This window comes from Pseudomonas sp. D3-27, from assembly GCF_051132165.1.
Taxonomy (GTDB): Bacteria; Pseudomonadota; Gammaproteobacteria; order Pseudomonadales; family Pseudomonadaceae; genus Aquipseudomonas.
Map to the genome: position 1 here is coordinate 3,982,287 of NZ_CP071667.1, position 24,806 is coordinate 4,007,092.

Below are 24,806 nucleotides of genomic sequence, written 5' to 3' on the forward strand. Positions count from 1 at the left end.
CATTATACGGAGCAGCCAGAGCGCGACCAGCCCCGTCCGCAATTACCCATCGCTGTAGGAAGCTGACCACCAATTCCTAGGAAAATGCTGTCAACGTGAATGGAAAAGTCGTTCGGCTCGGTTAACATGCCCGCCATCCTTCTTCTATCCAAAGGCTGTGCCGTGTTCGTTGGCCCCACCCGTCCAGGCTCATCACTGCTATTGGCGCTGATCATCAGCCCGCCAGCGGTGGCCGACGACTTATTCGTGGACAACCAGCCCCTCCCCCAGGTATTGACCGCCACGCGCTTGAAGCAGTCGCCGGCGGCGGTACCGGGCAGCATGACCGTGCTGGACCGTGAATTGATCAAGGCCAGCGGCGCTCGGGACATCAGCGAATTGTTGCGCCTGGTGCCAGGCATGATGGTCGGCAACATCAGCGGCAACCAGCCCACCGCCAACTACCACGGCACCAGTGCCAGTGAAGCGCGGCGCATGCAAGTGCTGATCGATGGTCGCTCGGTGTACCGGGCCGGCCTGGCGACGGTGGACTGGAGCGATATACCGGTCGCCATGGAAGACATCGAGCGGATCGAAGTCTTTCGCGGCCCCAACACCGTCAGCTATGGCGCCAATGCACTGATGGCCGTCGTCAACATCATCACCCGCGCCCCGGCCGACAGCCACGGCACCCGTTTCAAGGTTACCCGAGGCCAGAACGGCATCAGCGATTGGTACGCCAGCCAGGGCACAGGTTGGGAAGAAGGTGACATGCGATTGTCGCTGTCCGGCCAGCAAGACGACGGTTTTGACAGCAACCGCAACGGGGCCGACTACCGCGACAGCCGTCGCCTGAACCGCTTCAACCTGTCCGTCAGCCAAACCCTGGATGAATACCAGAGCATTGACTGGCAGTTGAATGCCAAGGAAGGGACCAACCAGCGGCCCTACACCTACCGTCCGGTGTTTGCCGGGATTACCGAAGCTGGGGATAACTCCGACGTCAGCGCCAAGGATTACGCCGCTTCGCTGCGTTGGAACCTGGACCTGAATCCTAACCACAGCCTTTATATCCAGGGTTCGATGCAGCATTGGGATCGCCAGCAGACTTGGCGCGCCTGCGATGCGGAGGTGTCGTTCAGCCCGCAATTGACCGATCTGTGGCAGCTCAACCCCAACTATGCCGAGAAGCTGGCGCGCAATATTCCCAGTTTCCTGAATACCGGGGTCCCCGCCGGCACGGCCCAGGAACAGGCACTGGCCAATCAAGTGCTCGACCAATGGCGAAACGGTGCTTCCCGGACACTGTGTGGCGATATCGACCAGAGCGCCCGGGAGTCGCGCTACGACCTTGAGGTTCAGGACACCCTCAGTCTTTCCGACAGCCTGCGGCTAGTCACCGGCGTGAATTATCGTTACGACCGGGCCGATTCGCAGACGTACTTCAACGGCACCCTGGACGACACCACCTACCGTTTGTTCGGCCAGCTCGAATGGCGGGCCAGCGAACACTGGTTGTTGCAGGGCGGCGCGATGTTCGAGGACGCACGCCTGACGGGCAGCTCGCTGACCCCTCGGATGGCAATCAACTACCTGATCACCCCGCGACACGGCCTCCGGGCGGTCTATTCCGAGGCGGTGCGCTCGCCGGACATGTTCGAGAACAACGTCAACTGGAGTTATCAAGTCACCAATCTACGGCCGGCCGCCTTTGGTCAGGACAGCGCCCGTTATTTCGTTCGAACGCGCGGCCCTGGCAACCTGGATCAGGAGCACATGCGCTCGCGTGAGCTTGGCTACAACGGTTATTTCATGGATTTGGGCCTGGCGGTGGACGTGAAGCTGTTCCACGACCAAATCACCGGAATGATCAGCGAACCATTGCGCAACAACCAGTACATCGCCAGCAACAGCAACGAATCGCAGTTCACCGGCGCCGAAACCCAATTCGATTGGCGGATGACAGCGGCCGACCGGCTGCGCCTGACCTACGCCTATGTCGATGCGCTGGCCAGCAACCCCCTCGACGAACAGCTGACCGCCCGCAACAGCGGTTCGGCCGGCTGGCTGCGCGATTGGGGCCGGGGCTGGAACAGCGCGGTTTTCTATTACGCCGCCGACGCCCTCAACGGTTACCGCTACGAACGGATCGACAGCCGCCTCGCCCGGCGCATTCCCCTGGGCAAAGCCAGCCTGGAAGTCGCGGGGACCCTGCAGCAACGCCTCGATGACCAGCCGACCACGTTCGTCGACAACCGCTACGATTCCCGCCATGTGGTGTATTTCAGCGCGGAGTTGTCCTTCTAGATGTCCCGGTGCCAACCCCGCACGACGCCCTTTCGTGGCCGCCTGTGGTGGTTACTGTGCCTGGCATTTGCCGGCCTGCTGGTCACGCTCGAGGCTCGGGCCGCCGAGGTCCTGTTGACAGGCGCCCAGGACAGCCCCGGCGTGCAGTCATTCACCCAGGCCTTGCAGGCCCGGCGTCCCCAGGACCGCGTGCGATTCACCCCATTGGCCAACCTGCCGGCGCCGGATCGGTTGCCGGATGACGTGCGCCTGATCCTGCTCGACCCGCCGAGCCTCGACTGGCGCCTGCAAACGCCTCGCGGGCCGGCCACTCTGGTGCTGCGGATCAGCCGTCAGCAAGCCCGGGAACGCCTGGGTGACGGGACGCCCGGACACCTGAGCCTGCTCTGGAGCGATCCACCGATGGGCCGGCAGTTGCGCCTGATTCGTCAGGTCCTGCCACAAGTACGGCGGGTCGGCGTGCTGTACGACAGGCACAGCGAGTTCCTGCTCAAGGACCTTCAGCAGGCAGCGTTGCCGCTGGGCCTGCAAATCGTCAGCGAACGCTGGGACGACATCAACGACAGCCGCCCTTTGCAAAACCTGCTGGGCCAAAGCGACGTCTTGCTGGGCCTCGACGACCCCGACCTTTATAACCCCAAGACCGTGAAGAACCTGTTGCTGAGCAGTTACGCCCGGCAACGCGCGCTGATCGGGCCAAGCGCCGCCTTCGTCAAGGCCGGCAGCCTGGCCAGCACCTACAGCGACCAGGAAGACTGGCTGGCGATTCTCGACGAATTGCTGGACCGCCCCGCCGCCACGTGGCCGCGCAGCCTGTATCCGCCCCGCTTCAAAGTCTTGAGCAATCAACAGGTCGCTCGCTCGTTGGGGATCGAACCGATTGACGTCGAATCCGTCGCTACGCAGCTGGCAGAAGGAGAACACCGTCCATGACCTTGCGTCGCCGCTGGGATATCAATACCCGTACCCAGCTCATCGCCCTGGGGCCGGCACTGCTGCTGACGGTGCTGTTGATCAGCTTCTTCACCTTCGTGCGAATCCAGGACCTACGCCAGGAACTCAACCACACCGGGCAGCTGATCGCCAACCAACTCGCTCCAGCCGCGGAGTATGGCGTCATATCCGGTAACAATGATGTGCTGGAAAGCCTGCTGACGGCCACGCTCGCCACGCCTCACGTGCGCTTTTTGGAAGTCCAGGACCGCACCGAGCGGGTTCTCGTGTACGTGGAACAACCGTCGCAAACCCGCAACCATTCCCAGCAGGTCGAAGTATTCCAGGCCCCCGTTCGCCTGCAGCGCATTGCCCTCAACAATGATTTCCTGCAAGGCAACAGTCCGCCCATCGAGGCGGCCGGCGAGGATTACCTGGGCCGCGTCATTGTCGGCATGTCCAGCGACGCCTTCAGCCAGCGGCAACAGGAGATCCTGCTCAAGGCAGCGGTCCTGGCCCTGTTTGCGCTGCTGTTCACGTTTCTGGTGGCGCGCCGCCTGGCAGCGAGCCTGTCGCAGCCGATTCGCGACATCGGCCATGCGGTCAAGGCCATCCAGCAGGGTGATTACAGCAGGCCCTTGCCTATTGTCGACGACGGGGAATTGGGCGCCCTGTCGCGGCACATCAACAACCTGGCCGCGGGCCTCGAACAAGCAAGCCGCGAACAGCACCAGGCCATGGCTCAATTGATCAAGACCCGGGAGGAAGCAGAAAAGGCCAACAGCGCCAAGTCGGAATTCCTGGCGATGATGAGCCACGAACTGCGCACGCCCATGAATGGCGTATTGGGCATGCTGCAATTGCTGGAAACCACCCATATGACCGATGAGCAGCATGAATACACCGCGCTGGCATCGGAATCCACCGAGCACCTGTTGAAGGTCATCAACGACATTCTCGACTTCTCGCGCATCGAGCGTTCGGCGCTGGAGCTGGAGCACATCCCGTTCAACCTGGCCGAGCTGGTGGGCAGTTGCGCGCAGTCGTTCCAGCACAGCGCCGCGCAGCGCAAGCTGGGCCTGGACCTGCTGGTCCCCGACGACATGAAGCCGCTGCAGGTACAAGGCGACCCGACGCGGATCCGGCAAATCCTGGTGAACCTGATCGGCAACGCGTTGAAATTCACCGACCAGGGCCGCGTTACGGTGCAGTGCCAGTGGCAGGCCCTTGATCACGAATTGCTGTGGTTCACCTGCACCGTGCGCGACAGCGGCATTGGCATCCCGGCCGAAAGCCTGGAGCGCATGTTCGACGCCTTCCAGCAGGCCGACAGTTCCATTTCAAGACGCTACGGCGGCACGGGCCTCGGCCTGCCGATCGCCCGCACCCTGGCCGAACGCATGGGCGGCACGCTGCGGGCCCAGAGCCAGGAAGGCCAGGGCTCGGTGTTTACCCTGGAAATCCCGCTGGCCCTGTCGCGCCTGGCGCCACCGACCCTGCCCCCGCGCCTGCCCGGCGGCGGTAGCAACGGAGAAGGCCGCAATGTCTTGTTGGTGGAAGACAATCCGGTTAACCAGACGGTGATCGAAGCGATGCTGCGCAGCCTCGGCTTCAAGGTCAGCGTCGCCACCGATGGCGCCCAGGCCGTACGTAGCGCCGAGAGCCTGATTTTCGAAGCGATCCTGATGGACTGCCGGTTGCCGGTCATCGACGGTTACGAAGCCACGCGGCAGATCCGCCAGTTGCCCGGCTGCACCGACGTGCCCATCATCGCCCTGACCGCCAATGCACTGCAGGGTGATCGCGAAGCGTGCCTGGCAGCGGGCATGAACGATTACCTGGCCAAACCCTTCAAACGAATCGACTTGCAGCAGATTCTGCAACGCTGGGTCGGGTAAATGCAGGGCTTAGGACTATCTGCGACTGGCGTGAAAGGCGAAAGTGCGGCAGTCTTAAGCACCCGGCCACGCCTCGATCGGGGAAGGAATAACTATTTCAGTGCACAGGTGTACATTGATTTTCCCGTGTGCTGTGACTTTCACTACAACGCAATAGTCTATGAGTAGGCTGCCGACTCGAGGCATGAACGCTTCGATCGGCCGGGAAGATTTGCCCCACCCTGCCGCATGGGACTATTGAGGAGCTCGCATGACCAAACAAAACGCCTTTACTCGGGAAGATCTGCTGCGCTGCAGTCGCGGTGAGCTGTTCGGCCCAGGTAACGCGCAACTGCCCGCCCCGAACATGCTGATGGTGGATCGCATCACCCATATCAGCGATGAGGGTGGCAAGTACGGCAAAGGTGAATTGGTCGCCGAGCTGGATATCACTCCGGACCTGTGGTTCTTCGCCTGCCATTTCGAAGGCGATCCGGTGATGCCCGGCTGCCTGGGCCTGGATGCCATGTGGCAACTGGTCGGCTTTTTCCTCGGCTGGCAAGGCCTGCCGGGTCGCGGCCGCGCCCTGGGTTCGGGCGAAGTGAAGTTCTTCGGTCAGGTACTGCCGACTGCGAAGAAGATCACCTATAACATCCATATCAAACGCGTCCTCAAGGGCAAGCTGAACATGGCCATCGCCGATGGTTCGGTGGCTGTCGACGGTCGCGAGATCTACACCGCCGAAGGCCTCCGGGTTGGCGTTTTCACTTCCACTGACAACTTCTAAGGGTTATCCGCATGCGCCGCGTCGTTATCACTGGTCTGGGCATCGTTTCGTGCCTGGGCAATGACAAAGAGACCGTCTCCGCTAACCTGCGTGCAAGTCGCCCTGGCATCCGGTTCAATCCGGAATATGCCGAAATGGGTCTGCGTAGCCAGGTTTCCGGCTCCATTGACCTGAACCTCGAAGAGCTGATCGATCGCAAGATCTACCGTTTCGTCGGCCACGCGGCGGCTTATGCCTACCTGGCCATGAAAGACGCCATCGCTGACTCCGGCCTGACCGAAGAGCAGGTCTCCAACGTACGGACCGGCCTCGTAGCAGGTTCCGGCGGCGCCTCCACCTTGAACCAGATGGAAGCGCTGGACATCCTGCGCGAAAAAGGCGTCAAGCGTGTCGGCCCGTACCGCGTCACGCGGACCATGAGCAGCACCGTTTCGGCCTGCCTGGCCACGCCGTTCAAGATCAAGGGCCTGAACTACTCCATCGCTTCCGCCTGCGCCACCAGTGCCCATTGCATCGGTACCGCCATGGAACAGATCCAGATGGGCAAGCAGGACATCGTGTTCGCCGGTGGCGGTGAAGAAGAACATTGGAGCCAGTCGTTCCTGTTCGACGCCATGGGCGCCCTGTCCAGCAAGCGCAACGACGCGCCGGAAAAAGCCTCCCGTGCCTACGACGCCGACCGTGACGGTTTCGTCATCGCCGGCGGTGGTGGCATGGTCGTGGTCGAGGAGCTGGAACACGCCCTCGCCCGTGGCGCGAAGATCTACGCGGAAATCGTCGGCTACGGCGCCACCTCCGACGGCTATGACATGGTCGCACCGAGCGGTGAAGGTGCCGTGCGCTGCATGCAGATGGCCATGTCCACCGTCGATGCACCGATCGACTACCTGAACACCCACGGCACCTCGACCCCGGTCGGCGACGTCGCGGAAATGAAGGGTGTGCGCGAAGTGTTCGGCGACAAGGCCCCGGCCATCAGCTCCACCAAGAGCCTGTCGGGTCACTCCCTGGGCGCCGCCGGCGTTCACGAAGCGATCTACTGCATGCTGATGATGGAAGGCAACTTCATGGCCGGTTCCGCCAACATCGACGAACTGGATCCGGAAGTGGCCGACCTGCCTATCCTGACCCAAACTCGCGAGAACGCCACCATCAACACCGTGATGAGCAACAGCTTCGGCTTCGGTGGCACCAACGCTACCCTGGTGATGAAGCGCTGGCAGGGCAAGTAATTCCCGCTGGTACGCCACACACAAAAACGCCCCGACTGGTTCGGGGCGTTTTTTTGTCTGACGGATATGCCTGAATTCCTTGTGGGAGCGAGCCTGCTCGCGAAAGCGGAGTATCAAGCAACAACGCTCTGACTGTCATACCGCCTTCGCGAGCAGGCTCGCTCCCACACTTTGATCTGTGCAAATGAAGTTTCAGCGCACGACAAACCGTTGCTGCGTCAACAGCCGATCCCCCTGGAACACCATGAACCGCCACTCCCCCGGCACCACTTCGTGGCTTTCGGTAAATTCATAGGCCATGACGTCCTGGGGCGCGCCGGGCACCAGTTTCTGGATGACTTCGAATTTGTCGTGGCGTACGCCATCGGGTGTGCGGATACCGGGGGTGAAGTACAACAGGGTCAACGGCTGGTCGTCAGCGACCTTGCCCGCCAACTGATAGCGCATGCCGAATTTGGTGCCCAGCTTGGCCGGAACACTTTCGGTCTGGCGGATCTGCTCATTGCTGCGACGCAAGACCCGCTCGCCCGATTGCAACTCGGCCTTCGGCCCTTCGAATACCCCATATTCCACCGGGCCTTCGACACGAACTTCCGCCTGGGCCAGGCCGCAGGTCAACAACAGCGCGAGCAGTGCGCTTGAACGGGTGAGGTGCATGGTGCGCTCCTTGATTGAGATGAGCGCGAGGGTATGACGCGGGGGTGACAGGCTGATGACAAAGCGGTGTTCACCAGGCCAGCTAAAGCCCGCATACAGGGTTGACCTGTGGCGAGGGAGCCTGCTCCCTCGCGACAAGAGCGGGCTCAGCGGGTGACTGAGCGCGGCAACACGGCCAGAAAGTTGTCTCGCGCCACCTTCCGCGCCACATCCTCAGGCAAGGCATCCAGGAACGGATCGAAGCTGTGCAACTCCTTACCCAATTTGTTGAATCGTCCTACCACGTCCGATCCCACCATGAACCGCTCCGGGAAGCGCTCCACCAGTTTCAACCATTCATCCCGGGGCTTGCCCGCCTCATCCAGTAGATACGGCGTGAGCATGCTCCAGGACAGGTCGATGAAAAGATTGGGATAAGACTCCAGCATCCGCGTCAGGGTCGGCAGCAGAAAATCCAGCCGGGTCTGGTGCCGGTGAATCTCCATGCTCGTGCCGGCATGGGCCCAGATGAACCGTGTGTGTGGATGGTTGCGTAGCGGTTCTTCGATTTCTGCCAAGTACAGCGGATTTCTCTCACGCTTGGACGTGATGTTGGAATGCAGCATCACGGGCAGATCATTCTCCGCCGCCAGGTGATAGATGCGGGTCATGGCTTCGTTGTTGGCGCGCGGCGTGTCGCCGGAGGTCAGCGCCGTCAGGTCGTCATGACGGGTGAACACTTCGCCGATGCCTTGCCACAGCCCCGGATAGAGATCGAGCATGCGTTGGATATGCGCATCGGAGTTCTTGTCATTGGGGTTGAAGCCCGACAGGAATGGATGGAAATGCTGGCGTTGCTCAGCGGGGAGCTTGGACACCGCGGCAGCGACAATCACATCGGTGGCGCTGTACCAATAGGCGTCCGCATCGTCACCGGCGTAGTAACGCGGTCGCTTGGGTTCGTCTTCGTGCCATTTCTTCGCCACGGGCACGCCGGAAATCATCACATGCTCGATGCGATTGTCCGCCATGGCCTTGAGGAGCTTGGCCATGCCGGCGGTTTCCTGGAAGAAATCGACGTAATGCAGGTGCGCATCACTGTAGGCATATTCGCGAGCCGAGGCGGTGCTGCACGTAACGGCCAGCAGGCAGGCGAACATCAAACGGATCGAGGGCACGGGCATTCTCCATAGGCCATGAGCAGCATAGACCCCAGCCGTCCCGCCTGGGTTCAAGCCGGCGCTGCCGTCCGTTGCAACCTCGGGTTATGCTCTGCCCATCCGTCGTTCAACCTGGAAGACACCATGACCGCTCCCCTCATCGTTCGTCCCCGCGCAGAAGACGTGGAAGGCCAGCCGATTCTTCGGCCCTTGCCGTCCGCTAAATGCCGCAGCGTCGGACCTTTCGTGTTTTTCGACCATATGCTGCAAACGTCCTACCCGGCCGGTCGAGGCATGAACATTCGCCAACATCCACACATCGGTCTGTCCACCCTCACCTACTTGTTCGAGGGCCAGATCCAGCATAAGGACAGCCTCGGTTCCGATCAGGTGGTAAACGCCGGGGATGTCAGTTGGATGACCGCCGGCAGCGCCATTGCCCATGTCGAGAGGACACCGAAAGCGTTGTTGGAGAGCGGCTTCGTGCTGCATGGGCTGCAAATCTGGCTGGCCTCGCCCAAGTCTCACGAGGAAGGTCCCGGGCACTACAGCCATCATCCGGCACAGAGCCTGCCGGTCAGTGAGAACCTGGGGGTGAACATCCGCATGATCGCCGGGTCAGGCTTTTGCCTGGAATCGCCGGTGCCAGTGCTGTCTCCTACGCTTTACGCCGAACTGAACCTGCAGACCGCAACGACGCTGCTGATTCCCACGGAACATGAAGAACGCGCACTGTACATCCTGGACGGCGAGGCGCAGTTGGACGGTGAGCCGCTTGAGCCCCATTCACTGGTGATATTGCCTGCCGGGGAAGAAATGACGCTGTCTGCCGACACCGAGTGCCATGCGGTGCTGTTCGGCGGTGCGCCCTTGGATGGGCCACGGCGGATGAATTGGAATTTCGTCTCCAGCGACCCGGCCCGCATAGACGAAGCCCGCCGACGCTGGGCGGCCGGGAACTGGCCAACCGTACCAGGGGAAAGCGAGCGGATCGAGTTGCCCTGATTCAAGGGTTGCCTGTCAGGCAGACATCGCGAGCAAGCTCGCGCCCTCACTGAATCGGTGCGGTTCACAAATGCCGAGAACAACTTGATCCAATGTGGGTGCGAGCTTGCTCGCGATGGCTTTGTACCAGACAAAAGAGATCCGGGCCCGACGTCAGCCCTTGAACACTTCATCCAGCAGGTTATGCATCGAGCGGAACGCCCGTCCGGCGACCTTGGCGTCGTACATCATCTTGCCAGGCACATTGGCCTGCGGGTCGGTGAACGAGTGCACCGCACCGCCGTAGCTCAGCAATTGCCAATCCACCCCAGCCGCGTTCATTTCATCTTCGAAGGCCGGCAGCTGTTCCTTTGGCACCAGCGGGTCGGAGGCGCCGTGCAGGACCAATACCGCGCCCTCGATGTTCTGGGCATCAACCGGGTTCGGCGTATCCAGGGTGCCGTGGAATGAGATCGTCGCTTTCAAGGGGGCGCCAGTGCGAGCCAACTCCAAGGCGCAGCATCCCCCAAAGCAAAAACCAAAAGCGGCCAGCTTCGCCGTGTCGACCTTCGCTTGGTCCTGGCTCTGCAGTTGCTCGAACGCTGCCTGCATGCGCTTGCGCAACAACGCCCGGTCGTTCTTGAGCGGCATCATCGCCGCTCCCGCCTCATCGGCATTGCTCGGGCGCACTGTTTGCCCGTAAAGGTCGGCAATCAGCACCACATATCCGTTTGCCGCCACAGACCTGGCGATTTCCTCGGCCCCCGCCCCAACACCCATCCAGTTCGGCGCCATCAGCAAACCCGGACGTGGGCCCTGTTGATTGACGTCGAAGGCCAGGCGCCCCTCATAACTTTGACCATCGACCTGATAGACCAGCGAACGAACCGTAACCTGACTCATGACGGACTCCTCTTTGACTGAACACCAGAAATGACAAAACCCGCCGAAGCGGGTTTTGTCTCACTTGATCAAGCTGACAGTTCAACCAACAGCTTGTTCAGGCGACGTACATACGCAGCCGGGTCTTTCAAGCTGTCGCCAGCCGCCAGGGCCGCCTGGTCGAAGAGAATGTGCGACAGGTCGCCGAAACGCTCTTCGTTCTGCTCGTTGTCGAGCTTCTCCACCAGCGGGTGGGCCGGGTTGAATTCAAAGATCGGCTTGGAGTCCGGGACTTTCTGTCCGCTGGCTTCGAGGATCTGGCGCATCTGCAAACCGAGGTCTTGCTCACCGATGGCCAGGATCGCCGGGGAATCGGTCAAGCGGTGGGAAACCCGCACTTCGCTGACGGCTTCGCCCAAGGCAGTCTTGATCCGCTCGACCAGGCCTTCCTTGCTCTTGGCGACTTCTTCGGCAGCTTTCTTGTCTTCTTCCGAATCCAGGTTGCCAAGGTCGAGATCGCCACGGGCCACGTCGACGAAGCTCTTGCCGTCGAACTCGTTGAGGTAGCTCATCAGCCACTCGTCGATGCGATCGGTCAGCAGCAGCACTTCGATGCCTTTCTTGCGGAAGACTTCCAGGTGCGGGCTGTTCTTGACCTGTGCATAAGTCTCGCCGGTCAGGTAGTAGATCTTGTCCTGTCCTTCCTTGGCGCGAGCCAGATAGTCGGCCAGGCCAACGATCTGTTCGCCATCCTCACCCTGGGTCGAGGCAAAGCGCAGCAGGCCAGCGATCTTCTCTTTGTTGGCGAAGTCTTCGGCCGGACCTTCTTTCATGACCTGGCCGAAGTTTTTCCAGAAGCTCTTGTACTGCTCGGGCTCGTTCTTCGCCAGTTTCTCCAGCATGTCCAGCACGCGCTTGGTCAGCGCCGACTTCATGGAGTCGATGATCGGATCTTTCTGCAGGATTTCCCGCGAAACGTTCAGCGACAGGTCATTGGAATCCACCACACCCTTGATGAAGCGCAGGTAAAGCGGCAGGAACGATTCGGCCTGGTCCATTACGAACACGCGCTGCACGTAAAGCTTCAGGCCACGTGGCGCTTCGCGCTGGTACAGGTCGAACGGCGCGCGGGCCGGCACGTACAGCAGCGAGTTGTATTCCAGCTTGCCTTCGACCTTGTTATGGCTCCAGCTCAGCGGATTTTCGAAATCGTGGGCGATGTGCTTGTAGAACTCCTGGTATTCCTCGTCCTTTACCTCGGTGCGCGGACGGGTCCACAAGGCACTGGCGCGGTTGACGGTTTCCCATTCCACTTCGGGCTTTTCTTCGCCTTCGGCAGCGGTGGCTTCCTTCGGCAGCTCGATCGGCAGCGCGATGTGGTCGGAGTACTTCTTGATGATGTTGCGCAGGCGCCAGCCATCGGCAAACTCGTCTTCGCCAGACTTGAGGTGCAGGACGATGCGGGTGCCGCGATCGGCCTTGTCGATGGTCGCGACCTCAAACTCGCCCTCGCCCTTGGAGGACCAGTGCACGCCTTCGCTCGGGGCGAGGCCGGCACGGCGGCTGAACACTTCAACGTGATCGGCAACGATGAACGCGGAATAGAATCCGACGCCGAACTGACCGATCAGGTGGGAATCCTTCTTCTGGTCGCCAGACAGGTTTTTCATGAAATCGGCGGTGCCGGACTTGGCGATGGTGCCCAAGTGCGTGATCACCTCGTCGCGGCTCATGCCGATGCCGTTGTCTTCGAGGGTGACGGTTTTCGCGTCCTTGTCGAAGCTCACACGGATTTTCAGCTCGGCGCCGCCCTCCAGCAGTTCTGGCTTGGACAGCGCTTCGAAACGTAATTTGTCGACAGCGTCGGAGGCGTTCGAAATCAGCTCGCGGAGGAAAATTTCCTTATTCGAATACAGCGAGTGAATCATCAGGTGCAGCAGTTGCTTCACCTCGGTCTGGAAGCCCAGGGTTTCCTTTTGAGTTTCCACGCTCATGGTCATCAAACTCCAAGTGGATGGTGGTGTCCGCCTCGCAGAGAATGGCGGCGGGATGTCCACAAGGTGGGGGCAACGTTGATGATTTCAAGGGCCGCTCGGCCTGGAGGGCGCCGGGATCTTGAAATGGGCACGGGCGGTGGCAATGGGTTCGGCTTCGGACTCTTGCCAGGCCGTGACCGCCACGTTGGCCACGCGCCGCCCTTGGCGCCAGACCTGGCACCGGGCAAAGGTGTCGCGGAACTGCCCGGCACGCAGGTAATCCAGGGAAAAATCGATGATCTTCGGCACACCGGTCGCACGGGTGGCAATCAGCAGATGAACGGCGGCCGAGAGCTCCATAAATCCGGCGATGACCCCGCCGTGGATAGCGGGCAGTAAAGGGTTACCGATGTTGTCTTTATTGGCCGGCAGGCGAAACAGCAGATCATCACCCTGGCGGGTGCATTCGACGCCGATGAGCCGCGCATAGGGAATCGAAGCCAGCAGCATCGCGACGTCACCCTGCTCGCAAGCCTGGCGCAGTTGCACCTCGGTAAGATCGGTCATGGTGTCAGCACGGCAGCCGTGGGGCCGCCTCCCTTGAGTCCCCGGGCGCTATCGCCCAGGCGCATGAAAGTACCCACGACGTGGGCAATGGGCTGCTCGGGATCATCCTGATAGGCAAATCCCCGGCTGAAAATCACATCCGGCGTCACCCGATAGCATTGGGCGAAGCCATAGATGGCCTTGTTGGGCCTGGCAGCGTGCATGTAGTCGATGCGCAGGTCCAATGTCGGGCAGACTTCGAATTGCGGCAGTACACATAAGGTCGACATGCCGCAGGCGGTGTCCATCAATGAAGTCAGCGCTCCGCCATGGACAATGCCCGTCAGGGGATTGCCGACAAGATGCGCGCTGTAGGGCAACTCCAGCGTCAACCCATCGCGACTGGCGCTGTGCAGTTTGATGCCTAGCACGTGGCAATGCCTGAGCGCCGATAAAAAACGGGTCGCGCGCTCAAAAACGGGATCTTCAGCCATTGACCGATAACTCCTTCAGGGACTTTCAGGTGCACCCGGCAAAGTTCCATCGGTGTGCAAAGTTATATATCTAACGAGCGAGAGGAACTTAACCCTGAGGGCACGGTTCAAAAGGCCAGTAGTTATATCCATAAGGAGAAACACCCCATGCGTAAGACTTTAGCTATTGCCTTGATGTTGGCCGCCTCTCTCGGTCTCGCTGCCTGCGATAAAAAATCCGAGGACAAGGCTCAAGATGCCCAACAACACGCTGAACAAGCTCAGCAAGACATGAACAAAGCACAGGATAAAGTGAACGACGCGGCGAAAGAAAACGCCGAAGCCGCCAAAGATCAGGCTGAATCGAACAATGCCGCGCAACAGGAACAAGCCCCTGCCGACGCGCCTAAAACCAACTGATACGGTTTTAGCAGTAAAAGAAAACCCGCCTGGTGCGGGTTTTCTTTTGCCTGCGATTCAACCAGTCACGCCGTCAGGCAGTTTCCTTGCCGGTTTCGGGCGCTGGTGCCTCGGTGGGCGTATAGACCATGACGTCCAGCACGTCCGAATGGAACTCGCGCTGATACAACACAAAGACCACGCCGGCGCTCATCAACATGAACAACCACGGGCTGACGAACCAGGCCAACATGGTCATGCCGAAATAATAGGAACGCAAACCGAAGTTGAACTGGTTGGCCGCCATGGAAATAACCCGCGCCGCCCTCGAAGCAAAGGCCTTGCGCTCAAGCTCGGACACGTGCCGCTCACCGATCATCGGCGCCGACCCCACCAGGACGGCGGCGAAATTGTATTGGCGCATGCACCAGCTGAACGTGAAGAACGCATAGACGAACACCAACGCCAGACACAGCAGCTTCACTTCCGCCATACCTTGGGAGGCCTGCTGCACCAGCGGCAGGTCAGCCAGCAACGAAACCGCTCGATCAGACGCTCCGAGCACCGTCAGGATACCCGCCAGGATAATCAACGTACTGGAGGCAAAAAACGACGCGTTGCGCTCCAGGTTGCCGATCACGCTGGCATCGGCGATGCGGTTGTCGCGCAGCAACATGCGTCGCATCCAGTCTTCACGGTACAAATGCATAACGCTGGCCAAGCATGCCGTGTCGCGAGCCTTCCAAGAGGCATACCGGGTATAACCGGCCCAGCAGATGACGAACCATACCGCGGCCAGGAGATGGATCAGGTTGGCTTGGATGAATGACATGCAATTCCCTGTGGCAGAAACAAAATCGGTGGCAATAGTATCAGCGAACCCTGTGGGAGACACCGCGGGCAAAAAAATGCCCCGTATCGACTGATACGGGGCATTTCTGTCTTATCGGTGAGCTGCAGCGAGACGCTTAAGCCAAGGCTTCGCTGCGCTTGCCCAGCAACCGATCGCACACCACAGCGACCGCCAGGGTCATGACCGAAGGCACCAGCCACGCCAGGCCTTGCTCGCTCAACGGCAGATGGGCCAGTTGCGCCGGCATCCAATCCGCCAGCCCTGCCCCCTTGAGCGCATCGATCAAGCCGAACAGGAACGACACCAGCATGACCGGGCCGACAATCCGACCTTGCTCGTGCCAGAAATCCTTGCAGAAGCTCAGGGCCACCAGCGCGATACAAGGTGGATAGATCGCAGTCAGGACCGGGATCGAGAAGGCAATCAGCTTGGTCAGGCCCAGGTTGGACACCAGCAGCGAAAATGCCGCGAGGATGATCACCAAGGTCTTGTAGGACAGCGGCAGTACACGGCTGAAGTACTCGGCGCAGGCGCAGGTCAGGCCGACGGCGGTCACCAGGCATGCCAGGGAAATCAACACCGCAAGGAAGCCGCTGCCCAAGCTGCCGAAGGTGTGCTGTACGTAGGCGTGCAACACAGCGGCGCCGTTGGTCGCGCCCGCCGCCACTTCGTGGCTACCGGAGCCCAGGCGGAACAGGCTGACATAAACCAGCGCCAGCCCCACACCGGCAATCAGCCCGGCGATGATGGCGTAACGGGTGATCAAGGCCGGCGACTCGACGCCCCGAGAACGGATGGCGTTGACGATAACAATCCCGAACACCAGAGCGCCAAGGGTATCCATGGTCAGGTAACCATTGATGAAGCCTTGGGAAAACGGAGCCGCCACGTACTCGGGTGTCGCCACGCCGATATCGCCTGCGGGCAGCGCAAACGCAGCGATGCCGAGCACGGCCAGGGCGATGATTTTCAGCGGCGCGAGAAAGCGCCCGACGGTATCGAGCAGGCGTCCTGGATAGAGCGAAATGAAGAACACCAGCAGGAAGTACACCGCGCTATAGAGAAACAGCGCCAACGGACTTTCGCCGGTCAGCGGCGCCAGGCCTACTTCAAACGATACGGTGGCGGTTCGGGGCGTGGCGAACAGCGGGCCGACCGCCAGGTAACAGACTGCCGCCAGCAAGCCACCGGCAATCTTGCCGATTGGGCTGCTCAACGCGTCCATCGCGCCACCGACTTTCGCCAGCGCAACGACGGTGATCACCGGCAACCCAACCGCAGTGATCAGGAAGCCCAACGCCGCCATCCAGACATGAGGCCCGGACTGCAAACCAACGATAGGCGGGAAGATGATATTGCCGGCCCCGACGAACAGGGCAAATGTCATGAAACCAAGCGCCAGGATGTCCTGACCTTTCAACACTTTCATTAAGGAAACCACACTACTGAATCGGAATTTAGAGAGGGATTTCCCTGAAGGGTGAGGGAAATGCTGCCGATCCGTATGGGATCGACCCGTTGAGCGCATCGCCGCCTTGTGGGCCGCGGTCGCAAAATTGGCCGCCAGACTAACGAATTTGGCGGAAAAACGCACTGTTACAGGGCGAACTATCCGATACACGACGTTTCTGTGTCGCGTTTACGTATCTATTTTTCCGGCTAACCGGGTTCGCACAAGGGCAAACGCGACCCAATGCCAGAAACGACAAAGGCCACCCGAAGGTGGCCTTTGTTGCTGAAACGAAAAAGTCAGCCGAAGCTTACTTCTTCATTTCCCAGCCAGTCAGCTCGGCCAGGGCCTTGCCGATGTCTGCCAGCGAACGCACGGTTTTCACGCCTGCGTCTTGCAGCGCAGCGAACTTCTCGTCTGCAGTGCCTTTGCCGCCAGAGATGATTGCGCCAGCATGGCCCATGCGCTTGCCCGGAGGAGCAGTCACACCCGCGATGTAGGAAACAACCGGCTTGGTCACGTTGGCCTTGATGTAGGCAGCGGCTTCTTCTTCAGCGGAACCGCCGATCTCACCGATCATGACGATCGCTTCGGTCTTCGGGTCTTCCTGGAACAGCTTCAGGATGTCGATGAAGTTGGAGCCTGGGATCGGGTCACCGCCGATGCCGACGCAAGTCGACTGACCGAAACCGGCGTCAGTGGTCTGCTTCACGGCTTCGTAAGTCAGGGTACCGGAACGGGAAACGATACCGACCTTGCCTGGCAAGTGAATGTGACCTGGCATGATGCCGATCTTGCATTCGCCTGGAGTGATCACGCCTGGGCAGTTAGGGCCGATCAGGGTGATACCCAGTTCGTCGCACTTGACCTTGGCTTCCAGCATGTCGATGGTCGGGATGCCTTCGGTGATGCAAACGATCAGCTTGATGCCGCCGAACGCTGCTTCAAGGATGGAGTCCTTGCAGAAAGGAGCTGGAACGTAGATCACGCTGGCGGTGGCGCCAGTGGCCGCTACGGCGTCTTTCACGGTGTTGAAGACAGGCAGGCCCAGGTGTTCGGTGCCGCCCTTGCCCGGAGTTACGCCGCCAACCATCTGGGTGCCGTACTCGATGGCTTGCTGGGTGTGGAAACTACCTTGCGAACCGGTAATGCCCTGGCAGATAACCTTGGTGTCTTTGTTGATCAGGACGCTCATTATTTGCCCTCCGCAGCTTTAACGACTTGTTGAGCAGCGTCGGTCAGGCTGGTAGCAGCGATGATGTTCAAACCGCTTTCTGCCAGTACTTTAGCGCCCAGCTCAGCGTTGTTGCCTTCGAGGCGAACAACAACCGGGATTTTCACGCCGACTTCTTTCACGGCGCCGATGATGCCTTCGGCAATCATGTCGCAACGAACGATGCCGCCGAAGATGTTGACCAGTACTGCAGCGACGTTGGTGTCGGACAGGATGATCTTGAACGCTTCGGTAACGCGTTCCTTGGTAGCACCGCCGCCCACGTCGAGGAAGTTGGCTGGCTTGCCGCCGTGCAGGTTGACGATGTCCATGGTACCCATGGCCAGGCCGGCACCGTTGACCATGCAGCCGATGTTGCCTTCCAGGGCTACGTAGTTCAGTTCGAACTTGGCAGCGTGCGCTTCGCGCGGATCGTCTTGCGACGGATCGTGGAAAGTCTTCAGCTTAGGCTGACGGTACATGGCGTTGGCGTCGATGTTGATCTTGGCATCGAGGCAGTGCAGATCGCCGTCGGCCTTGATCACCAGCGGGTTCACTTCCAGCAGTGCCAGGTCGTGGTCCTGGAACAGCTTGGCCAGGCCTACGAAGATCTTGGCGAACTGAGTGACCTGCTTACCTTCCAGGCCCAGCTGGAATGCCAGCTCGCGACCCTGGAACGGCTGTGCGCCAACCAGTGGATCGATGGTGGCCTTGAGGATTTTCTCAGGGGTGTCGTGAGCGATTTTCTCGATGTCCACGCCACCTTCGGTGGAAGCCATGAACACGATGCGGCGGCTCGAACGGTCAACGACAGCGCCCAGGTACAGCTCTTTAGCGATATCAGTGCACGATTCAACCAGGATCTTGGTGACTGGCTGACCGTTGGCGTCGGTCTGGTAGGTCACCAGACGCTTGCCCAGCCACTGCTGTGCGAAGGCTTTGGCGTCTTCTTTGCTGCGAACCAGCTTGACGCCGCCCGCTTTACCGCGACCACCGGCGTGAACCTGGGCTTTGACGACCCATTCGCTGCCGCCGATTTTGTCGCAAGCTTCTGCTGCCGCTTCCGGGGTGTCTACAGCGTAGCCGGTGGATACTGGCAGGCCGTACTCAGCGAACAGCTGCTTACCCTGATACTCGTGAAGATTCATGCTTATTACCGTCTTCGTTAGGTACTGCGCATTCGGTGCTGCACCGTTGTGGTGCCGCACCACCTGTGACTGCTGCTTGCGTAGCGTTCCGGTCAACCGGTGCTGCTACGCAAGACTGCGTCCAGCGGACATTCCGCGGTGAGTCTTGCGCGCAAGGCTCACGACGGGCCGATACCGCCGTGGTTTCTTATTATCTATTAACGCTTCTTGCGGTTGGCCACGTGGATGGCGCCGCCATTCACAGCCAGGGCCGCTTCGTGCAAGGCTTCGGACAGGGTCGGATGGGAGAAGACCATCATGCCCAGGTCCTCGGCGCTGGTGCCGAATTCCATACCGATCGCGCCTTGCTGGACCAGCTCGGCAGCGCTTGGGCCGATGACGTGAACGCCCAATACGCGATCCGTCTTGGCATCGGCGATGACTTTCACGAAACCACCGGTATCGTTGGCTGCCATGGCACGGCCACTGGCGGCGAACGGGAAGGTGCCGACGTTAACTTCAACGCCTTCGGCTTTCAAGGCCTGCTCGGTTTTACCAACCCATGCGATTTCCGGGTGGGTGTAGATAACCGATGGGATCAGGTCGTAGTTCATCTGGGCCTTGTGGCCCTTGATGCGCTCGACGACCATGATGCCTTCTTCGGAAGCCTTGTGGGCCAGCATCATGCCGCGAACCACGTCACCGATGGCGAAGACGCCCGGTACGGCGGTTGCGCAATGGTCATCGACCGCGATGAAACCGCGCTCGTCGATTTCCACGCCGCAATCGGCGGACAGCAGGTCGGTGGTCACTGGACGACGGCCGACGGCCACGATCAGCTTGTCAAAGGTGATGGTCTGTTCGCCGTTGGCGTCGGTGTAGTTCACCACGACTTCGTCGCCGTTGACCTTGGAGCCGGTCACGCGGGCGCCCAGTTTGATGTCCAGGCCTTGCTTGGTCAGGGTCTTCAGCGCTTCCTTGGAAACCGCGGCGTCGGCGGCCATCAGGAAGGTGTCGAGGGCTTCGAGCACGGTCACTTCAGCGCCCAGGCGCGACCATACCGAACCCAGCTCGAGGCCGATCACGCCAGCGCCGATCACGCCCAGGCGTTTTGGCACGGTCTGGAATTCCAGGGCGCCGGTGGAATCGACAATCACATTCTGGTCGACTGGAGCAGGCGGGATATCGATCGGACGCGAGCCTGGCGCCAGGATGACGTTTTCGGCTTCGATCACTTCAACCGAGCCGTCCGGCTTGGTCACTTCGACTTTCTTGCCCAGCAGCAGTTTGCCGTGGCCTTCGATGGAGGTCACGCCGTTGGCCTTGAACAAGGTGGCGACACCGCTGGTCAGGTTCTTGACGATGCCAGCCTTGCGGCCAACCATCGCGGCGACGTCCATTTTCACTTCACCGGTAGAGATACCGTGAACGTTGAAGCTTTCTTTCGCTTCCTTGTATTTCCAGGAGCTGTCCAGCAGCGCCTTGGAAGGAATGCAACCGACGTTCAGGCAAGTACCGCCCAAGGCCTGTTTGCCTTCCTTGTCGGTGTATTTCTCGATGCAGGCAGTGGTAAGGCCCAGTTGCGCAGCCTTGATGGCCGCTACGTAGCCACCAGGGCCCGCACCAATCACTACCACGTCGAATTTCTGAGTCATGAGTCATTCCTTTTCGAATCAAACCGGACGATCACTTGTGATGACCGTCGAGGGACGAAACCGGTTGTTTCAGCAAGAGGCCGGTCGACAGACCGGCCCTCGCGGCGAAAATCAGATATCCAGCAGCAGACGAGCCGGGTCTTCAAGCAGGTTCTTGATGGTTACCAGGAACGTCACGGCTTCTTTGCCGTCGATCAAGCGGTGATCGTAAGACAGAGCCAGGTACATCATCGGACGAATCACGACCTGACCGTTGATCGCCATCGGACGCTGCAGGATGTTGTGCATGCCCAGGATAGCCGCTTGCGGCGGGTTGACGATTGGGGTCGACATCATCGAACCGAATGTACCACCGTTGGTGATGGTGAACGTACCGCCGGTCATCTCTTCGATGGACAGCTTGCCGTCACGGGCCTTCTTGCCGAAGGTAGCGATGCCGCCTTCGATTTCGGCCAGGCTCATCAGCTCGGCGTTGCGCAGGACCGGAACCACCAGGCCACGGTCGCTGGAGACCGCAACACCGATGTCGGCGTAGCCGTGGTACACGATGTCGGAACCGTCGATCGACGCGTTGACGGCCGGGAAGCGTTTCAGCGCTTCGGTAGCAGCCTTGACGAAGAACGACATGAAGCCCAGGCGTACGCCGTTGTGGGACTTCTCGAACAGGTCCTTGTACTTCGAACGCAGGGCCATGACTTCGGTCATGTCGACTTCGTTGAACGTGGTCAGCATCGCCATGTTCGACTGGGCTTCAACCAGGCGCTCGGCGACCTTGGCACGCAGGCGGGTCATCGGAACGCGTTTTTCAACGCGGTCACCGGCAGCGAACACTGGCGCGGAAGCGGCAGGCGCGGCTGGCTTGGCCGGGGCAGCGGCTGGAGCGGCTTTCTTGGCGGCAACGGCGGCAACCACATCTTCCTTGGTCACGCGACCGCCTTTGCCGGTACCGGCAACGGAAGCGATGTTGATGCCGTTTTCTTCAGCCAGCTTGCGAGCGGCCGGAGCGGCGACTGGATCGTCTTCGCCCGAGGCAGCAGGCGCGTCGGCTTGAGCAGCAGCCGGTGCGGCAGCGGCGGCTGGAGCGGCGGCGGCACCGCCCTCTTCGATGGAGCCCAGGACTTCAGCGGACAGCACGGTGTCGCCTTCGTTCTTGACGATAGCGCCCAGGACGCCGTCAGCTTCGGCCAGTACTTCCAACACGACCTTGTCGGTTTCAATGTCGACGATCAGTTCGTCGCGCTTGACCGCGTCGCCCGGTTTTTTGTGCCAGGTGGCAATGGTGCCATCGGCAACCGATTCCGGGAAAGTGGGGGCTTTGATCTCGATAGCCATTATCTGTGGTTCCTTAAATTCGGTTTCAGGTGCGCGAAGGCATTAAACGGTAAAGGCATCTTGCAGCAGTTTTTCCTGCTGCTCGGCGTGCATCGATGCATAACCACAAGCAGGTGCCGCAGACGCATCACGGCCGGCATATTCAAGGCCCAGGGCCTTGTTATGGTTGCCGATGCTGCGACGCAGGTGATGCTGGCTGCTGTACCACGCGCCTTGGTTCATCGGTTCTTCCTGACACCACACCACATGGGTGAGGTTGGTGTAAGGCGCGATGGCCTCCATCAGGTCCTCTTCCGGGAACGGGTAAAGCTGCTCGATACGCACGATGGCGATGTCTTCGCGGCCTTCGGCACGACGTTTTTCCAGCAGGTCGTAGTAGACCTTGCCGCTGCACAGGATCAGGCGAGTCACCTTCGCTGCGTCCAGGGTATCGATTTCCGAAATGACGGTCTGGAACGAGCCTTCGGCCAGGTCTTCGAGCGTGGAAATCGCCAGTTTGTGACGCAGCAACGACTTCGGTGTCAGCACGATCAGCGGCTTGCGCAGCGGACGGATGACCTGACGACGCAGCAGGTGGTAGATCTGCGCCGGGGTCGTTGGTACGCAAACCTGGACGTTGTGCTCGGCGCACAGTTGCAGGTAACGCTCCAGACGCGCCGAAGAGTGCTCCGGCCCCTGCCCTTCATAACCGTGTGGCAACAGCATGGTCAGGCCGCAGAGACGACCCCACTTGTGCTCGCCGCTGGTGATGAACTGGTCGACAACCACCTGGGCACCGTTGGCGAAGTCGCCGAACTGGGCTTCCCAGATCACCAGCGCATTCGGCTCGGTGGTGGAATAGCCATATTCGAACGCCAGGACGGCTTCTTCGGACAGCAGCGAATCGTACAGGTCGAAACGTGGCTGGCCCTTGTACAGGTGTTGCAGCGGGATGTAGGTGCTGGCGTCTTTCTGGTTGTGCAGCGCCGCGTGACGGTGCGAGAAAGTGCCGCGGCCTACGTCCTGGCCGGTGATGCGAATCGGGTGACCTTCGAACGCCAGGGTCGCGTACGCCATGGTTTCGGCGTAACCCCAGTTGATCGGCAGGCCGCCGGCTTGCATCTTCTGCCGGTCTTCGTAGATCTTCGCGACCTGACGCTGGACCACAAAGCCTTCCGGGATTTCCAGCAGCTTGGCGGACAGTTCCTGCAAGGTCTTGAGATCGAAGCGCGTGTCGTGACGAGCGGTCCAGGCGTGGCCCAGGTAAGGACGCCAGTCCACGAACAGTTCCTTGTTCGGTTCCTTGACCAGGCTCTTCACAACGTGCAGGCCGTTATCCAGGGCGTTGCGATATTCATCGACTTTTTCCTGGACGCGCTCGGCATCCAGAACACCGCTCTGGGTCAGGCGCTCGGCGTACAGCTCACGAGTGGTGCGCTGCTTGGCGATCTGCTGGTACATCAGCGGCTGGGTGCCGCTTGGCTCGTCGGCCTCGTTGTGGCCGCGACGACGGTAGCAGACCAGGTCGATCACCACGTCGCGCTTGTACTGCATGCGGTAGTCGATGGCCAGCTGGGTCACGAACAGCACGGCTTCCGGGTCATCGCCATTCACATGGAGAATCGGCGCCTGGATCATTTTCGCGACGTCGGTTGCGTACTCGGTGGAACGCGAGTCCAGCGGGTTGCTGATGGTGAAACCGACCTGGTTGTTGATGACGATGTGAACCGTACCACCGGTCTTGAAACCGCGGGTCTGGGACATCTGGAAGGTTTCCATGACCACGCCTTGACCGGCGAATGCCGCGTCACCGTGGATAGAAATCGGCAATACCTTCTCACCGGTCGGATCGTTGCGACGATCCTGACGCGCACGGACGGAACCCTCGACCACCGGGGAAACGATTTCCAGGTGGGACGGGTTGAACGCCATGGCCAAGTGGACTTCGCCACCTGTGGTCATCACGTTGGACGAGAAGCCCTGGTGATACTTCACGTCACCGGAACCCAGCTCGACCTTCTTCTTGCCTTCGAACTCGTCGAACAGCTCGCGTGGGTTCTTGCCGAAGGTGTTGACCAGTACGTTCAGGCGGCCACGGTGGGCCATGCCGATGACGACTTCCTTGGTGCCGTAGGAACCGGAGCGCTGGATCAGCTCGTCCAGCATCGGAATCAGGCTTTCGCCGCCTTCCAGGCCGAAACGCTTGGTGCCTGGGTATTTGGTGCCCAGGTATTTTTCCAAGCCTTCACCGGCGGTGACGCGCTCGAGCAAGTGGCTCTTGATGTCGGCGGAGTACGTCGGACGGCCACGAACGCTTTCCAGACGCTGCTGGAACCACTGGCGCTGCTCGGAATCGGTGATGTGCGTGAATTCAGCGCCGATGGTGCGGCAATATGTCTGCTGCAACGCTTCGTGAATTTCGCGTAGGCTCGCTTCCTCTTTGCCGATGAACAGGTCGCCGGCACGGAAGGTCGTATCAAGATCGGCATTGGTCAAGCCGTAATGAGTGATCGACAGGTCTGCAGGAGCAGGACGCTGCCACAGCCCCAGCGGGTCCAGCTGGGCTGCCTGGTGGCCACGCATCCGGTAGGCCTGGATCAGTCGCAGCACTTCAACTTGCTTCTTCTCATGCTCGGAGCTCACGCTGCCGGCAGAAACCGGTTGAGCGCGGCGCTGGTTCTTTGCCAGCAGCACGAAATGATCGCGAATCGTCGAGTGCGAAACATCGGTGGCAGAGTTACCGTCAGCCGGCAACTTCTGAAAGTAGGTGCGCCATTCTTCTGGCACAGCGTTAGGGTCGTGCAGGTAGAGCTCGTAGAGCTCTTCCACATAGGCAGCGTTACCACCGGAGAGGTGGGCACTGTTCCACATGCGCTGCATCACGCTTTCTTGCATGCTTGGTCACCCTCGATTAGGGGAACACCACCGGCGAAAACACCGAGCAAACTTGCAGAAGTCCGAGTGCAGCGACTAAAACAAGCCACTTAGGATCACGCTGATAGTCCGGGTACCAGCCCGGATGCCCC

20 protein-coding genes are annotated in these 24,806 nt (G+C 60.3%); 7 read left to right on the forward strand and 13 right to left on the reverse strand.

The window, feature by feature from the left end:
• The first annotated feature begins 126 nt into the window (after positions 1-126).
• From J3P92_RS17995 to fabB, 5 genes are all read left to right on the forward strand, one after another.
• Positions 127-2,286, forward strand: coding sequence for a TonB-dependent receptor plug domain-containing protein (locus J3P92_RS17995; protein WP_434648581.1), 2,160 nt, complete (start codon positions 127-129; stop codon positions 2,284-2,286).
• Complete coding sequence (locus J3P92_RS18000; protein ID WP_420766919.1) at positions 2,287-3,219, forward strand: ABC transporter substrate-binding protein; 933 nt, start codon at positions 2,287-2,289, stop codon at positions 3,217-3,219.
• A complete protein-coding gene (locus J3P92_RS18005; RefSeq protein ID WP_434607156.1) occupies positions 3,216-5,117 on the forward strand; it encodes an ATP-binding protein in 1,902 nt (633 codons plus the stop codon). The genes J3P92_RS18000 and J3P92_RS18005 overlap by 4 nt, the downstream gene beginning before the upstream one ends.
• A 250-nt stretch (positions 5,118-5,367) precedes the next feature.
• Complete coding sequence (gene fabA / locus J3P92_RS18010; protein WP_030138344.1) at positions 5,368-5,883, forward strand: 3-hydroxyacyl-[acyl-carrier-protein] dehydratase FabA; 516 nt, start codon at positions 5,368-5,370, stop codon at positions 5,881-5,883.
• A gap of 11 nt (positions 5,884-5,894) precedes the next feature.
• The gene (fabB, locus tag J3P92_RS18015) at positions 5,895-7,115 is read left to right on the forward strand and encodes a beta-ketoacyl-ACP synthase I (RefSeq protein ID WP_420766921.1); all 1,221 of its coding nucleotides are present in this window, start codon (positions 5,895-5,897) and stop codon (positions 7,113-7,115) included.
• A gap of 192 nt (positions 7,116-7,307) precedes the next feature.
• Here fabB and J3P92_RS18020 read toward each other — a convergent pair whose 3' ends face one another.
• Both J3P92_RS18020 and J3P92_RS18025 read right to left on the reverse strand, forming a co-directional pair.
• Positions 7,308-7,772, reverse strand: a complete 465-nt coding sequence (locus J3P92_RS18020; protein ID WP_420766922.1) for a DUF3859 domain-containing protein — start codon at positions 7,770-7,772, stop codon at positions 7,308-7,310.
• 146 nt (positions 7,773-7,918) lie between these two features.
• A complete protein-coding gene (locus J3P92_RS18025; RefSeq protein ID WP_434648583.1) occupies positions 7,919-8,935 on the reverse strand; it encodes an amidohydrolase family protein in 1,017 nt (338 codons plus the stop codon).
• A gap of 120 nt (positions 8,936-9,055) precedes the next feature.
• On the opposite strand from J3P92_RS18025, the gene J3P92_RS18030 reads away from it, so the two are divergent.
• Positions 9,056-9,916, forward strand: a complete 861-nt coding sequence (locus tag J3P92_RS18030; protein WP_434648585.1) for a pirin family protein — start codon at positions 9,056-9,058, stop codon at positions 9,914-9,916.
• 153 nt (positions 9,917-10,069) lie between these two features.
• Here J3P92_RS18030 and J3P92_RS18035 read toward each other — a convergent pair whose 3' ends face one another.
• From J3P92_RS18035 to J3P92_RS18050, 4 genes are all read right to left on the reverse strand, one after another.
• Positions 10,070-10,798, reverse strand: coding sequence for a dienelactone hydrolase family protein (locus tag J3P92_RS18035; protein WP_434607162.1), 729 nt, complete (start codon positions 10,796-10,798; stop codon positions 10,070-10,072).
• A gap of 68 nt (positions 10,799-10,866) precedes the next feature.
• Positions 10,867-12,771 carry a molecular chaperone HtpG gene (gene htpG, locus J3P92_RS18040; RefSeq protein WP_434648587.1) on the reverse strand — a complete coding sequence of 635 codons (1,905 nt, stop codon included), beginning with the start codon at positions 12,769-12,771 and terminating at the stop codon, positions 10,867-10,869.
• Positions 12,772-12,858: 87 nt separating this feature from the next.
• Complete coding sequence (locus J3P92_RS18045) at positions 12,859-13,320, reverse strand: PaaI family thioesterase (RefSeq protein ID WP_434648589.1); 462 nt, start codon at positions 13,318-13,320, stop codon at positions 12,859-12,861.
• Positions 13,317-13,793, reverse strand: a complete 477-nt coding sequence (locus tag J3P92_RS18050; RefSeq protein ID WP_434648591.1) for a PaaI family thioesterase — start codon at positions 13,791-13,793, stop codon at positions 13,317-13,319. The genes J3P92_RS18045 and J3P92_RS18050 overlap by 4 nt, the downstream gene beginning before the upstream one ends.
• A gap of 147 nt (positions 13,794-13,940) precedes the next feature.
• Between J3P92_RS18050 and J3P92_RS18055 the strand changes: the two genes are divergently transcribed.
• Positions 13,941-14,192: a hypothetical protein gene (locus tag J3P92_RS18055; protein ID WP_420766929.1), complete on the forward strand. Its 252-nt coding sequence runs from the start codon at positions 13,941-13,943 to the stop codon at positions 14,190-14,192.
• A gap of 73 nt (positions 14,193-14,265) precedes the next feature.
• On the opposite strand, the gene J3P92_RS18060 is transcribed toward J3P92_RS18055, so the two are convergent.
• From J3P92_RS18060 to J3P92_RS18090, 7 genes are all read right to left on the reverse strand, one after another.
• Positions 14,266-15,003: a DUF599 domain-containing protein gene (locus J3P92_RS18060; protein WP_420766930.1), complete on the reverse strand. Its 738-nt coding sequence runs from the start codon at positions 15,001-15,003 to the stop codon at positions 14,266-14,268.
• 136 nt (positions 15,004-15,139) lie between these two features.
• The gene (brnQ, locus tag J3P92_RS18065) at positions 15,140-16,453 is read right to left on the reverse strand and encodes a branched-chain amino acid transport system II carrier protein (RefSeq protein WP_420766931.1); all 1,314 of its coding nucleotides are present in this window, start codon (positions 16,451-16,453) and stop codon (positions 15,140-15,142) included.
• Positions 16,454-16,784: 331 nt separating this feature from the next.
• A complete protein-coding gene (gene sucD / locus J3P92_RS18070; protein WP_039594137.1) occupies positions 16,785-17,669 on the reverse strand; it encodes a succinate--CoA ligase subunit alpha in 885 nt (294 codons plus the stop codon).
• Entirely contained in the window at positions 17,669-18,835 is a 1,167-nt protein-coding gene (gene sucC / locus J3P92_RS18075; protein ID WP_003179235.1) for an ADP-forming succinate--CoA ligase subunit beta, read from the reverse strand. The genes sucD and sucC overlap by 1 nt, the downstream gene beginning before the upstream one ends.
• Before the next feature lie 197 nt (positions 18,836-19,032).
• Positions 19,033-20,469, reverse strand: coding sequence for a dihydrolipoyl dehydrogenase (lpdA, locus tag J3P92_RS18080; RefSeq protein WP_434560075.1), 1,437 nt, complete (start codon positions 20,467-20,469; stop codon positions 19,033-19,035).
• Positions 20,470-20,580: 111 nt separating this feature from the next.
• A complete protein-coding gene (odhB, locus tag J3P92_RS18085) occupies positions 20,581-21,801 on the reverse strand; it encodes a 2-oxoglutarate dehydrogenase complex dihydrolipoyllysine-residue succinyltransferase (protein ID WP_434648593.1) in 1,221 nt (406 codons plus the stop codon).
• 42 nt (positions 21,802-21,843) lie between these two features.
• Entirely contained in the window at positions 21,844-24,675 is a 2,832-nt protein-coding gene (locus J3P92_RS18090) for a 2-oxoglutarate dehydrogenase E1 component (RefSeq protein WP_420766934.1), read from the reverse strand.
• Between the last annotated feature and the right edge of the window lie 131 nt (positions 24,676-24,806).